Genomic DNA, 12,769 nt, shown 5'->3' on the forward strand with positions numbered 1-12,769 from the left:
GCCTGTTTACTTAGTGATGATTACGCCTCCGGCAATGCCGCCGTCAGCGTGAACTCGAATTCCAGCTGCTGACCCGCTGCGATCCGGTATTCCGGATGCACCGGCGCTCCCCAGCTGTCATCCCCGCCCACACCCATCTGCTGTGCAGCGAGGGTGACAACCGTATAGTGCACCTTAGGCAGCTCATAAGCATGTGCTGCCTGCTCCAGCTCGAACGCTGTATACGGTGACAGCGTACATTCCAGCGGCTGGCCCGCAGCCGCCTGAACTTGCAGCCCATACCCTCGGCTGTCCGTGATGCTCACCTCACGGACGCCCGTCCGGTTGCCGGATTCCTGCGGTACCAGATACGGTGACGGCAGCTCCGTCACCTTACGGCGGAAGCGGGTGAGCCGCGCTCCATATGCGCGGTCACTATAGTTCTCTTCCGGTCCGCGGGCATACCACTCGGAGGCCTCGTAGTCTGCCGGCATCCGGAAGGATACCGCCACTACCGGCACATCCGGCAAGCCGTCTGCTCCGGTGTAGACCATCCGGACACGGACGCTGCCGTCGGCATGAACCGTGTATTCAATGCTTGCCTTCAGCTCACTGCTGATGCTGAAGGCGTAGTCGAAGCTGACCGTAGCCCGGTCTGCTTCGGTGTGCAGGCTGACCGCCGTACACTGGCGGGCCAGACTGGCCGCGAACCAGCCGCCGGCATGGTACCCCAGGCCAGTCCCTTTGTCATTGTCGGTGGTGGCCCGCCAGAACAGCGGAGCCGGCGGAGTCGCAATCATCTCGCGCCCCCCGTAGCAGAGCGACACCAGGGAGCCCGCCTGCTTGGAGAACAGGGCGGAGAAGCCGCGCCCGGTGACCCCGATATTTACATCCCCTTCAATGACGCCGAACTCCCCGGACGCAGGCAGCAGTGCCTTTTTCCCGCCTGCTGTTGCCCCGGCTGCTTCTACGCGGAACACATGCTCTCCATAAGCGGTCTCGAACCCGGAATCCGCCCATAGTTCAGCTTCCTTCAGCGTAAGACTTACCGCCAGCGTGTACTCCCCTGGAGCTGTGGATACATCCGGCAGTTCCAGCGAGATTCTCGCCTCTTCCTGAGCCGCAACCGCAAGCTCCTGCTGCCCCTTGAAGATTTCCCGTCCTTCTCTGAGCAACCTGAACTCCAGCAGCAGCCGCTCCGTTCCCTCGAACAGATTGCCGTTGATCACCGTCACGGCATCCGCTTCAGGAACCAGCCGGATGTTCTGGTAGAGGAACTTCACCTCTTGCATCTTCGGCGTAAGGGTCCGGTCAGCGAAGACGATCCCGTTACCGCAGAAGCTGTAGTCCGTCGGCCGGTCATTGAAATCCCCTCCATACGCCAGATACTCTTCACCGTACCGGTCCTTGGCTACCAGCGCCTGATCGATGTAATCCCAGATGAAGCCGCCCTGATAGAGCGGATAACGGCTCTCCAGCTCGATATATTTATGGAGTCCTCCAACCGAATTCCCCATAGCATGCATATACTCACAGCTGATATACGGCTTATCCGGCTGATTCTCCAGGTACTCCACAATGTCGGCGGGCTTGGCATACATCCGGCTCTCCATATCACTGCTGTCATTATATTTGCGGTTATGGAAGACTCCTTCATAATGCACCAGCCGTCCCGGATCAGCCTTGCGGAAGTAATGGGACACCTTGAAAATGACCTCACCCGCATACGATTCATTGCCGCAGGACCAGATCAGGATCGACGGATGATTTTTATCGCGCTCCAGCATCGATACCGCCCGGTCCATGACAATCCCCTCCCACTCCGGCTTATCCCCGGGGATGTTCCAGGACGGCTCAACGGCGCCCATCTTCTGCCACGAGCCATGGGATTCCAGATTCATCTCATCAATCACATACACCCCGTATTCATCACACAGCTCATACCAGAGCGTCTGATTCGGATAATGCGAGGTCCGCACTGCGTTGATATTATTCTGCTTCAGGATGATGATATCCTTAATCATATCTTCCCTGGAGATGTTCCGTCCTGTGCGGGGGTTGAACTCATGGCGGTTGACGCCTTTGAACATGATCCGTTGGCCGTTCAGCAGCATCAGCTTGTCCTTCAGCTCGAACACGCGGAAGCCCGCCCGCTGCACAATCGCCTCCACCAGTTTCCCTTCGCTATTACTTACAGAGATACAGACGTTATACAGGTACGGATTCTCCGCGCTCCACAGGAACACCTTGCCTGCATCCATACTCAGAGCCGCCTTGCCCGCCACAGCCCGTCCTTCTGCTGTCGCCACCACAGCGCCTGCCGCATTCTTCAGCTCCATTCGGATCATAGCCTCGGCCTCTGATGCCATGCGAAGTTCAGCCGTTAACTTGCCTTCCTCATAGGAAGCATCCAGCCCCGCCTGAATCCGCAGATCCTGTACATGCAGCTCAGGAACCGTATACAAATACACCTCACGAAAAATCCCCGAGAACCGCCAGAAATCCTGATCCTCCAGCCAGCTCCCCGTGCAGCGCTGATAGACCTCAACCGCGAGCTTATTGGCTCCTTCCTGCAGATAGGGTGTCAATTCAAATTCCGCAGGGGTGAAGCTGTCTTCACTGTAGCCGACGAAGTGCCCGTTCAACCATACATAACAAGCCGCCTCTACCCCCTGAAAAGAAATAAAGACCGGTCCCTTCCCCATATTCTCCGGCACCTCAAAAAACTTCACATAGCTGCCCACCGTATTACTGCTCACCGGAATCTCCGGCGGTCTTACAGCATCCAGACCGTCCCAAGGGTACATCGTATTCGCATATTGCGGCCTGCCGTACCCCTGAAGCTGAATATGACCCGGTACCTGGATGTCCCCCCAGCCTCTCGTATCATATTCCGTCTTATAGAAATTCTGCACACGGGCTGCGACATTCACTGCATAACTGAATTTCCAATCTCCGTTCAGAGAGTGGCGCAGCGCCATGGGGGCTTGTCTCTCCGCTTCCTCCATCGTTCTATAATACCGGTGGTCCGAATGCGCTTCCAACCGGTTCACCTTAAATACAGATACATCGCTCAGCCAATCCAGACTAGGTTCATTGCCTGACATTATAGTGTCCTCCTTCATCTTCTTGAAGTGAATCTGTTCCTTATTCTACCCAAAGTTTGCCCCGGCTCCAAGAAGCGGATCACAACTTCGGTGCAGATAACTTACTTTTCAGGTGGTTTTATGATTTCCGGAGGCTTTCGCTTCATTCTCAAGGGAGGCGAAATAAGCGATCTTATGGTCAATCTTCCGGGCAAAGCTCTGAAAGAACTTAATCTTCTCATCGATATGCTGTTTATGCTCCTGCAGCAGCTTGCGCTGATCGGGCAGACGGTCCCTGCCTTCCTGCGAGAACGCAATGAATTGCTTAATGTCCGCTATAGCCATTCCGGTATCCTTCAGGCAGCAGATTAGCGAGATCAGCTCCAGATCCTCATCATTGAAGCAACGGTTACCGTTCACATCCCTTGCCACAACCGGCAATACACCCTCCCGTTCGTAGTAACGCAGCGTATATTGGCTCAGTCCGCTTTTTTGTGCTATGGTTTTGATGCTGTATCCCATCATGCAGCTCCTTTCTGCCAACCATGGCTGGCTTCACCTATATGTAAAGGTAACACCAATCCGTTTCTATGAACAGCCACTCTATGATTCTATTGACTTACACCTAACTCTAAGGTCTAAGCTTACACTATACCTTCATTTAAGGAGTGAATAATTAATGGTAAAAAGAATTAATGTGGCTAACGGTACACTTGAGGTGTCCGAGATTTCACTCGGCTGTATGCGGATCGCTGATTTGTCTCCCAAAGAGGCTGAAGTCCATATCCACAGCGCCCTTGAGGTCGGCATAGACTTTTTTGATCATGCGGATATTTATGCCGGCGGCAAAGCGGAGGAAGTATTCGGGGATGTACTGGCTGCAAATCCCGGCATGCGCGACCGGCTCATGATCCAGGCCAAATGCGGCATCCGCAATGGCTTCTTCGACTTCTCCAAGGAGCATATCGTGAGCTCAGTAGAGAACAGCTTGAAGCGGCTGCAGACCGATTATGTAGATGTCCTGCTCCTCCACCGCCCCGATACCCTGATGGAGCCGGAAGAAGTAGCCGAAGCCTTCGATGATCTGGAGCGCAGAGGGCTGGTCAAGCATTTCGGCGTCAGCAACCAGAACCCTCTACAGATTGAGCTGTTGAAAAAGAATGTCAAGCAGCCCCTCCTCTTCAACCAGCTTCAGCTCAGCATCATGGTTACCGGCATGATTGATGCCGGCTTCAATGTCAACATGACCAATGCGGGTTCCGTAGTCCACGATGGCGGAATCCTGGAGTACAGCCGCCTGCACGATATGACCATCCAGCCCTGGTCGCCGTTCCAATATGGATTCTTCGAGGGCGTATTCCTGGGCAACGAGAAGTTCCCTAAGGTGAATGAAGTGATTAACCGTCTTGCCGCAGAAAAAGAGGTAACCGATACCGCCATCGCGACCGCTTGGCTGCTTCGCCATCCGGCCAAAATGCAGCCGATTGTCGGCACCACCAACACCGCGCGCCTGCTCGACATCGCCAAGGCCTCAAGCATCACCCTCAGCCGCGAGGAATGGTACGAAATTTACCGCGCAGCGGGAAATGTGCTGCCTTAAACCAGACCATCTGTATGAAAGACCTGCAAATCCTCTTTAGAAAGGGGGTTGCGGGTCTTTTTGTATTGCACCCATGACTTCAAGCAAGTTTTATAATAGGCTCTTGCAAAAAATTTTATATCATAATACGCTTTTCACAGACATCGATGTACTTATATTTAGAAGGAGAACAACTATGAATAACAGAATTCTAGATTTCGAGAATCTGATTAAAACAGAGTATGGCAATATTGCTGGTATTGTAGTACTGCTCGGCAGCGAAAAGGTATATGAAGGCTATTTTGACGGCTACACCGCTAACGATCCGATACATATTGCATCGGTGACGAAGAGCGTTGTGTCTGCACTGATCGGCATTGCCATAGACAAAGGCTATATTAATAGCATTGACCAGAAAGTATTGGAATTTTTTCCTGATTACACGGTCAAACGCGGTGAAAAAATGATACAGAATATCACAATTAAAAATATACTGACAATGACCGCACCATATAAATACAAGTCGGAGCCATATACAAAAGTCTATACCAGCGAGGATTGGACCAAAGCTGCGCTGGACTTGTTGGGTGGCAAGGACGATCCTGGAGGATTCAAGTATTCCACAATCGGCCTACAGGTCCTGTCGGGAATCCTCACCAATGCAACCGGCCAATCTGTACTTGATTTTGCCACAGAACATCTGTTTGAACCGTTGGGAATCAAAGCGCCCCCTAATGCGAATATACATTGTAAAGAAGAGTATTTGGCGTTCCTCAAAGATAAATTTGTTAATGGTTGGATCATAGATCCCAAAGGAACGAGCACCGCCGGTTGGGGACTTACCTTAACCCCCTTGGATATGGCAAAGATCGGTCAGCTATACCTAAATGAAGGTTTGTGGAACGGTAAGCGAATGCTATCCGCAAAATGGATCAAGGACAGTACCCAAGAAAACAGCCGATGGGGAGAGTTACCTTACGGGTATTTATGGTGGATTGTTAACAATGAGGGACAAGGTTGTTATGCGGCTTTGGGCGACGGCGGAAATGCGATTTACGTAAATCCCAACAAGAAAATCGTAGTTACGATTGCTTCTCGTTTCATGCCGCGTGCGAAGGACAGAATTGAATTGATTACAAAGTATATCCTACCGTTGTTTGAGCCGACAAAGGAGTAACCGATATCGCCAAAGCCTCGGACATCACCCTCAGCCGCGAGGAATGGTATGAGATTTACCGCGCAGCCGGGAATGTTCTGCCTTAACGAAGAAGGCAAAAAAACACCGCCAGACTTTAGACCTCTTTGGGCTAAAGCTGGCGGTGTTTTCTTTAACTACCTCGCGATTGGGCTTGCTTTTTTACCCATCTTATAAATTCCAATCCAGGCTAACATTAATATGATCTGAGCCAGAACGACCAGCCACAAGACTTCCGTGAAACCTCCTATAAGGCAAAAAATAGTGTTAACCAGAGGGAAACCTAAGAACGTAAACATGATCGGAAAATCTTTTTTGGGAGTGATTGAATAATTAACCTTCCGGTCCCAGAGCTTTAGGAAAGCTAATGCTAAAACTCCGATTGTAATTACAGAAAGTGCAATCAAATTCACCCATTGCATATTAGAGGTTCTTTCGAAGAACGGCCCCATATAATTAAAGAAGTTAGATAACGGTGAGAACATACAAGCCAATGACGCAAGGGCCGCCAGAAACGGATAGATGTAACCAACGGTTTTACTGTAGCCTTTCTTTTTATGCCACCATTCCCCTATCAGAATAAAGACTGTCCAATACCCCGCGATATAAATCCATCCTGTAAAATTCATCACGGGTTCCCCATAGATCTGAGGTTCCCCGGCCAGCGGATAATACGTCCATCTTGCAATGGTTCCATCCATGGTCTCAAAAATCTGTTTAACGGCCACCGGATCGAGTGAAAAGTCAAATACCATAGCGCTCAAGCCCGTAATAAAGGGTTTAGTCCAGGACGGTATATTTACAGACTTCAGAACACGCAAAGTGGAATAAATGATCAGAAACTCAATAATAGGAACAGTAATCGGTATATTAAATAACATTAAGATACTCCGCCCATAGGCGTAGAAACCTTCCCCAAGCGATGAAGCAGTAATTTCAAAAACGGCGGCGTAAAAAAATACAAAACCAAGAAATTGCAGCAGAACTGTTTTGGGATGCGTTTCCTTATCAAGGATATAAAAAACCATTAGAACAGCAGCAATTAAGACGCTAATATCTTGAATTATCCATACAGGTACGACAGTTATATCACCCATATTTTACCTCCATTTAAGTTGAATTTGAATTGAACGTTCAAGTAAATTATAATTTCACTGTGTTACTTAAACAACAGGCTGTTCGATTGAGATATGTTAGTTATCATACAAATCACATTAGATTTGTTCATTTACTATTTTATTATTTTAAATTGGGAGGATAATATGGAAGACAAAAAAACAGATCATAGAGTGAGATATACAAAAATGGTGATCAAAGAAAGCTTGTTGAAGCTGCTGACAGAACGGTCAATCAATAAAGTTACAGTGACCGACATTTGCAGAGAAGCAGGGATTAACCGCAACACCTTTTATTCACACTATGCGAATCAGTTTGAGCTTCTTGCAACGATCGAAAATGATCTTTACGAAGAAATTAAGCAACTTGGAATTAGTTCTTCAAACCCTCAAAAGCTATCTTATGAATTATGTAAGTATATAAAAGCGAATAAAACAATATGTGAGGTTCTGTTCTCCGAGCATGGCGATAAAGAATTATTAGAAAGGATCCTTTATATCAGTCACGATTTAACGATTGAGCGATGGAAGCAGGAATTAAAATATTTTGATCCGCAATTATTTGAGTCCTGGTATACGTTTACCGCTCATGGCAGTATAGCCATTATTAAAAAGTGGGTGAGTAGTGGCCTGAAGGAAAGCCCGAGTAAAGTTGCAGCTTTTATTGATAAAGCCACAGAGGCTGTATCCAAGGCTTTTTATTCCGAGGAATTATAAATCATAAAAAATGAAGCGGTCCCTCTTTTTTGCGGGCCGCTCCCCTGCTCTTTTGCCAACATTCAATTTCATTCCGACTGATCCGGTTGATCTTTTGCTGCTTGTAAAAGTGCGGCCTCTTTCGCTGAAAGCTCATTTATCTATTAGGCTGGAAGGGCCATTCATGGCTGTAGACATCGGATATCTTTTCCAGCACTTGCTTATCATATTATGTGAATTTCAATTCACGACTGAGGTTGTCCGCCGCAAGGACTGCGCCTTATTCGTACCGGGTCAAGATATGCTTGAAATCCGGCTGATGTACCATCGCATCATAAATATAGAGCACATTTCCGCCAGGATAACCGAGTACGCACTCTACGCCTTCCTGCAGCAAGCCGCGCAAAAGCACCTCCGAACCGGTGATATATTCCCCTGCTGGCATGGTTGTTTCATTCGTCATTCCTAATTGCTGTTCCATGGGGCAGCCTCCTTTGCAAAATAAAAAGTTAACCCCTTTATGCTCAGATGAGAGGTAAGTTAGCGATAGAAGTCAACCATATCTCCAAACAACTGTTTAATAAATTCAAGCTCGCTTTCGTTATATTTCCCCAAAAATTCGTACATTCTTTGCTTTTCCTTCGCATGAAGCTCATCATGAGCAGCAAATAGCTTTTTGCCGACAGACGTTAGCCGAAAATACACTTCCTTTTTGTTGTCGTTGAGCTGGGCTTTTCGAACCCAACCTGCCTTTAGTAATTTATTTGCAATTTTGGAGGTATTTCCTTTGCTTAAATTTATTCTCTCCGCGATGGAAGTGAGATTGATCGGCTCCTGCTCACCGATGCACGCAATGATGTGCAGTTCCGTCATATTCAAGCTGAATTCCGATTCAATATGTTTCCGGATATCCTCCAGGTATGTGGCAGTTATTCGGGTTTCATATTGCTCTTTTTGCTCAAGAAACTGAACGAAAAATTTATGAATGGCGGTTTTGTTCTTATTGGCAGTATCCATGATTATACTGGCTCCTAAACTTGTTTTTATTATTATATCATATATTGTTCTCTGTGAAACAAATGTTCATACACTTATTTATATTAGGGTTGACAGAACAAATAGCAACAAAGTAAACTGATATTGTTTCATATGAAACAAAATTAGAATATAATTTTCATCACACTTGTTTTAACAGGCAGTAAAAAAGGTTCCAACGAAACAATAATTGATGAAGGAGGTTTACTGGAAATACTTGACCACTTTTCAAGAGAAGATTTATAAATATGGGAATGGAGCCTACCTGCCTATGGAAATTGTGAATCCGAAGATATTGACGGACAAGGTTACATCTGTAATTTCTCATGTCGTGGTAACTACTGCCTCAAAACTGGCTTTCATCTCAGGTCAGGTTTCTGTAGATGAATCAGGAGCATTGATCGGTTCAGGGGACTATTACGCGCAAGCGATTCAAGTGTTCACCAATCTTAAGTATGCATTGGAAGCCGTGCAAGCGGATCCCTTGTGCATTGCAAAAATGAATATTTTTGTTGTTAACCACAGCCCGGATTTGATTTCGATTATTTTTGACGCCGGATTTCATGTGTTTGGCCCTAACTGGCCGAAGACAGCAAGTACCTATATAGGCGTTCAAGCACTAGCCGATCCTGAATGGCTTATCGAAATAGACGCTATCGTGATCTTCCCATAATGTATAAGGAAAGAGGTTATTGATATGAAATATGAAGTCATCCTGATCGGTGGCGGTCCTGTCGGCATGATGTTGGCTGGAGAATTGGCCTTAGCCGGTGTAAAGGTATGCGTCATTGAGCGACTAAAGGAGACAACCCCATATTCACGTGCGCTTACCGTACATCCACGCACGCTTGAAATATTAGATATGCGTGGAGTGAAATCACAATTAATCAAGCAAGGCCGCTTACTTTCGAGAGGACATTTCGCCGGATTAGATACTCCTTTGGATTTCTCGGTGTTGGATTCTTCTTCCAATCATACCCTCTTTTTACCGCAGAGTGAGACGGAGAAGGTCCTGGAGGACTGGACTGTTAGTCTTGGCGCGGAGGTCTTGAGAGAGGTTGAGGCTCTGTCTGTGCATCAGGATGAGAATGGGGTCAACGTTAAGATCGCGGGACCGCATGGAGAAACAACGTTAAGATCAGCTTATGTGGTAGGTACGGATGGAGCCAGAAGCTTGGTTCGCAAACACGCAAATATATCCTTTGAAGGTACAGATGCGACCTTCACGGCTATTCTGGGGGATGCCGTTCTATCTGATTTGGCTCCTATGAGTGTCATATCCCGAATTACAGAACAAGGATTGGTCAGCATCATTCCAATACATGATCATATCTATCGAGTCTTGATGATCGATATGGAGAGACGTAACGTCTCCAAGGATGAGAGCGTTACATTGGAAGAGTTTCGTTCATCGCTCATCCGTACGACCGGAAGCGACCTGGGATTGAACGATGTGAAATGGATGTCCCGATTTGGAAATGCTACACGGCAAGCGGGACGCTATCGGAATGGTCGATTGTTCTTGGCGGGAGATTCGGCGCACATTCATTTTCCCGCTGGTGGACAGGGAATGAACGTCGGCTTACAAGAAGCGATGAACCTAGGCTGGAAGCTTGCAGGAGCAATCAAAGGCTGGGCTCCAGACTGGCTATTAGACAGTTATCATGCCGAACGTTTTCCATGGAATACGGCCTTGCTCCGGAATACCGAGGTTCAAACCCTGCTTCTGGACGTGACGCCTCTCATCACGGAACTGCGAAGCATGCTGGCTAATCTGATTCAAATACCGGAGGCTAATTATCAAATCGCTGCACAAATTTCCGCCCTGGACGTACATTATGCACCCGACGCCGAAGCGCGTTCCCATCCTTTAAACGGGAAACGTTTCAAAGATCTAAGCTTAAAGCTGAAAGATGGGCAATTAATTAACTCCTATCCACTCCTGCACAAAGGTACTTTTCTTCTGTTGCATTTCCATTCTAATGAACAGAATAGCGGTCAATGGGAAACGTATAGCAACCTTCAAGTTGTACATGCCTCTTTAGCTGAGGCTGACGCGGATTGGAACGACGTCCACACGGCGCTTATTCGGCCGGATGGACATATTGCCTGGGCGATTTCTCTATCCGATCCAAATCCAATTCAAACCATAAAAGAAGGAATCATTCGCTGGTGCGGAGACATTACCGTGTAGTAATTCGGGATAAACTAAAATCACGCAGTGTTGTCTTGCTAGGATCGAAGCCAAGGAACTCCGGTGGCGCTGGTTATCCTTGACCGGCCGGCGGAGCTGGCGACTGGAGGAACTTTTGCGGTAGGGAAATGATCCAGAAAAATAAGAACAGCCCATTAGATGAAAAATCTAATGGGCTGTTCTTACTAAAAATAATACCGGCGAGAGGACTCGAACCTCCACGGTTTCCCACTCGATTTTGAGTCGAGCGCGTCTGCCATTCCGCCACGCCGGCGTACACATATATAAATTCCAGAAAAAAAATAATGGAGGTGCCACCCAGATTTGAACTGGGGATAAAGCTTTTGCAGAGCTTTGCCTTACCACTTGGCTATGGCACCACATGAAATGGAGCGGACGACGGGAATCGAACCCGCGACCCTCGCCTTGGCAAGGCGATGCTCTACCGCTGAGCCACGTCCGCATATAATGGCTGGGGATATAGGAATCGAACCTATGAATGACGGAGTCAAAGTCCGTTGCCTTACCGCTTGGCTAATCCCCAATATATTTTTTAAAAGAAAATGGGGCGACCGATGGGTCTCGAACCCACGAATGCCGGAACCACAATCCGGTGCGTTAACCCCTTCGCCACGGTCGCCATGTGAAGCTTTTAAGTTGTATTGCTATGTAATTCTTATAAAAGAAATGGGGCGACCGATGGGTCTCGAACCCACGAATGCCGGAACCACAATCCGGTGCGTTAACCCCTTCGCCACGGTCGCCATATGATTCTTTTATATGAAATTACTTGGCAGGGGCAGCAGGAATTGAACCCACACCAACGGTTTTGGAGACCGTTGTTCTACCTTTAAACTATGCCCCTAAAAAATGGTGGAGGCTGATGGATTCGAACCACCGAACACGTACGTGAGCAGATTTACAGTCTGATGCGTTTGGCCACTTCGCTAAGCCTCCACGGTATGGTGCCGGCGAGAGGACTTGAACCCCCAACCTACTGATTACAAGTCAGTTGCTCTACCAATTGAGCTACACCGGCATATTAAGTTGTGTATGGTGGCGCGGGAGGGAATCGAACCCCCGACACAAGGATTTTCAGTCCTTTGCTCTACCGACTGAGCTACCGAGCCATAAAAGTAATTTTGTAAAGATGGCGGAACCGACGGGATACTCTTCACTCCGTTACGAGATTGCGAAGTATTCCTTACGATGCCTATGCTTCAACGAACCCAGGGATTTCTCATCCCTTACGCCATTAAAAATGGCGGAACCGACGGGATTCGAACCCGCGATCTCCTGCGTGACAGGCAGGCATGTTAGGCCAACTACACCACGGTTCCAAATTGGTTGCGGGGGCAGGATTTGAACCTGCGGCCTTCGGGTTATGAGCCCGACGAGCTACCGGGCTGCTCCACCCCGCGTCATTGAACAAAATCTATTCGGTTAAGATAGATGGTGGAGGCTGAGGGGTTCGAACCCCCGACCCTCTGCTTGTAAGGCAGATGCTCTCCCAGCTGAGCTAAGCCTCCATGTATCAGTTCCAAAAAAATGGTGACTCGTATGGGATTCGAACCCATGTTACCTCCGTGAAAGGGAGGTGTCTTAACCCCTTGACCAACGAGCCATGCTGTGTAAAAAGTATTCAGTGAAAAGTAACGCTACGGAGAGAGAGGGATTCGAACCCTCGAGACGCTTGTGGCGCCTACACGATTTCCAATCGTGCTCCTTCGGCCAAACTCGGACACCTCTCCATATGGCTCCCCGAACAGGACTCGAACCTGTGACAACTCGATTAACAGTCGAGTGCTCTACCAACTGAGCTATCAGGGAATATACATATCAGGCTTGATCGCCTGAAAACTGAATCCGAAACGAATCTGCGTGTTAAAA

Annotated in this window: 9 protein-coding genes, 16 tRNA genes and 1 pseudogene; 5 read left to right on the forward strand and 21 right to left on the reverse strand. The window is 48.1% G+C overall.

Translation table 11 applies throughout. The annotated features are described in order from the left end of the window. Positions 1-20 precede the first annotated feature (20 nt). Together NST69_RS26040 and NST69_RS26045 are read right to left on the reverse strand one after the other, a co-directional pair. Positions 21-3,086, reverse strand: coding sequence for a glycoside hydrolase family 2 TIM barrel-domain containing protein (locus NST69_RS26040; protein WP_340950362.1), 3,066 nt, complete (start codon positions 3,084-3,086; stop codon positions 21-23). Positions 3,087-3,194: 108 nt separating this feature from the next. Beyond that, the gene (locus NST69_RS26045; protein ID WP_083685759.1) at positions 3,195-3,590 is read right to left on the reverse strand and encodes a MerR family transcriptional regulator; all 396 of its coding nucleotides are present in this window, start codon (positions 3,588-3,590) and stop codon (positions 3,195-3,197) included. 154 nt (positions 3,591-3,744) lie between these two features. On the opposite strand from NST69_RS26045, the gene NST69_RS26050 reads away from it, so the two are divergent. Beyond that, the gene (locus tag NST69_RS26050; protein ID WP_340980310.1) at positions 3,745-4,665 is read left to right on the forward strand and encodes an aldo/keto reductase; all 921 of its coding nucleotides are present in this window, start codon (positions 3,745-3,747) and stop codon (positions 4,663-4,665) included. Positions 4,666-4,840: 175 nt separating this feature from the next. Next, a complete protein-coding gene (locus NST69_RS26055; RefSeq protein ID WP_340950360.1) occupies positions 4,841-5,821 on the forward strand; it encodes a serine hydrolase in 981 nt (326 codons plus the stop codon). A gap of 155 nt (positions 5,822-5,976) precedes the next feature. Here NST69_RS26055 and NST69_RS26060 read toward each other — a convergent pair whose 3' ends face one another. Further along, complete coding sequence (locus tag NST69_RS26060; RefSeq protein WP_340950358.1) at positions 5,977-6,936, reverse strand: carotenoid biosynthesis protein; 960 nt, start codon at positions 6,934-6,936, stop codon at positions 5,977-5,979. Between the two features lie 165 nt (positions 6,937-7,101). On the opposite strand from NST69_RS26060, the gene NST69_RS26065 reads away from it, so the two are divergent. Continuing rightward, positions 7,102-7,671 (forward strand): TetR/AcrR family transcriptional regulator, encoded by a 570-nt coding sequence (locus NST69_RS26065; protein WP_340950355.1) that lies wholly within the window; start codon positions 7,102-7,104, stop codon positions 7,669-7,671. Between the two features lie 262 nt (positions 7,672-7,933). Here NST69_RS26065 and NST69_RS26070 read toward each other — a convergent pair. After that, positions 7,934-8,131 (reverse strand): annotated as a pseudogene (locus NST69_RS26070) (thiamine pyrophosphate-binding protein); the annotation flags it as partial. Positions 8,132-8,190: 59 nt separating this feature from the next. Then, entirely contained in the window at positions 8,191-8,667 is a 477-nt protein-coding gene (locus tag NST69_RS26075) for a MarR family transcriptional regulator (RefSeq protein WP_340950353.1), read from the reverse strand. Positions 8,668-8,902: 235 nt separating this feature from the next. On the opposite strand from NST69_RS26075, the gene NST69_RS26080 reads away from it, so the two are divergent. Both NST69_RS26080 and NST69_RS26085 read left to right on the forward strand, forming a co-directional pair. Beyond that, entirely contained in the window at positions 8,903-9,358 is a 456-nt protein-coding gene (locus NST69_RS26080; RefSeq protein WP_235192044.1) for a RidA family protein, read from the forward strand. Positions 9,359-9,382: 24 nt separating this feature from the next. Continuing rightward, complete coding sequence (locus NST69_RS26085) at positions 9,383-10,879, forward strand: monooxygenase (protein WP_340950352.1); 1,497 nt, start codon at positions 9,383-9,385, stop codon at positions 10,877-10,879. A 195-nt stretch (positions 10,880-11,074) separates the two neighbouring features. Here the strand turns inward: NST69_RS26085 and NST69_RS26090 are convergent. The 16 genes from NST69_RS26090 to NST69_RS26165 all read right to left on the reverse strand — a co-directional run bounded on the left by NST69_RS26090 (position 11,075) and on the right by NST69_RS26165 (position 12,709). Continuing rightward, a tRNA-Leu gene (locus NST69_RS26090) sits at positions 11,075-11,153 on the reverse strand. A gap of 32 nt (positions 11,154-11,185) precedes the next feature. Continuing rightward, positions 11,186-11,259 (reverse strand) — tRNA-Cys (locus NST69_RS26095). An 8-nt stretch (positions 11,260-11,267) separates the two neighbouring features. After that, positions 11,268-11,342 (reverse strand) — tRNA-Gly (locus tag NST69_RS26100). 6 nt (positions 11,343-11,348) lie between these two features. Further along, positions 11,349-11,423, reverse strand: a tRNA-Gln gene (locus NST69_RS26105). Between the two features lie 20 nt (positions 11,424-11,443). Beyond that, a tRNA-His gene (locus tag NST69_RS26110) sits at positions 11,444-11,519 on the reverse strand. A gap of 48 nt (positions 11,520-11,567) precedes the next feature. Then, positions 11,568-11,643, reverse strand: a tRNA-His gene (locus NST69_RS26115). A 27-nt stretch (positions 11,644-11,670) separates the two neighbouring features. Beyond that, positions 11,671-11,744: transfer RNA gene (locus NST69_RS26120), tRNA-Trp, on the reverse strand. A 6-nt stretch (positions 11,745-11,750) separates the two neighbouring features. Beyond that, positions 11,751-11,836 (reverse strand) — tRNA-Tyr (locus NST69_RS26125). Positions 11,837-11,842: 6 nt separating this feature from the next. Next, a tRNA-Thr gene (locus NST69_RS26130) sits at positions 11,843-11,918 on the reverse strand. A 15-nt stretch (positions 11,919-11,933) separates the two neighbouring features. Next, a tRNA-Phe gene (locus tag NST69_RS26135) sits at positions 11,934-12,009 on the reverse strand. A 132-nt stretch (positions 12,010-12,141) separates the two neighbouring features. Continuing rightward, a tRNA-Asp gene (locus NST69_RS26140) sits at positions 12,142-12,219 on the reverse strand. 4 nt (positions 12,220-12,223) lie between these two features. Then, positions 12,224-12,300, reverse strand: a tRNA-Met gene (locus tag NST69_RS26145). Positions 12,301-12,332: 32 nt separating this feature from the next. Beyond that, positions 12,333-12,408 (reverse strand) — tRNA-Val (locus NST69_RS26150). Positions 12,409-12,428: 20 nt separating this feature from the next. Then, positions 12,429-12,503: transfer RNA gene (locus tag NST69_RS26155), tRNA-Glu, on the reverse strand. A gap of 37 nt (positions 12,504-12,540) precedes the next feature. Beyond that, positions 12,541-12,630, reverse strand: a tRNA-Ser gene (locus NST69_RS26160). A gap of 3 nt (positions 12,631-12,633) precedes the next feature. Further along, positions 12,634-12,709, reverse strand: a tRNA-Asn gene (locus NST69_RS26165). Positions 12,710-12,769 lie beyond the last annotated feature (60 nt).

This window comes from Paenibacillus sp. FSL P2-0089 (assembly GCF_038595095.1).
Classification (GTDB): domain Bacteria; phylum Bacillota; class Bacilli; order Paenibacillales; family Paenibacillaceae; genus Paenibacillus_AQ; species Paenibacillus_AQ silagei.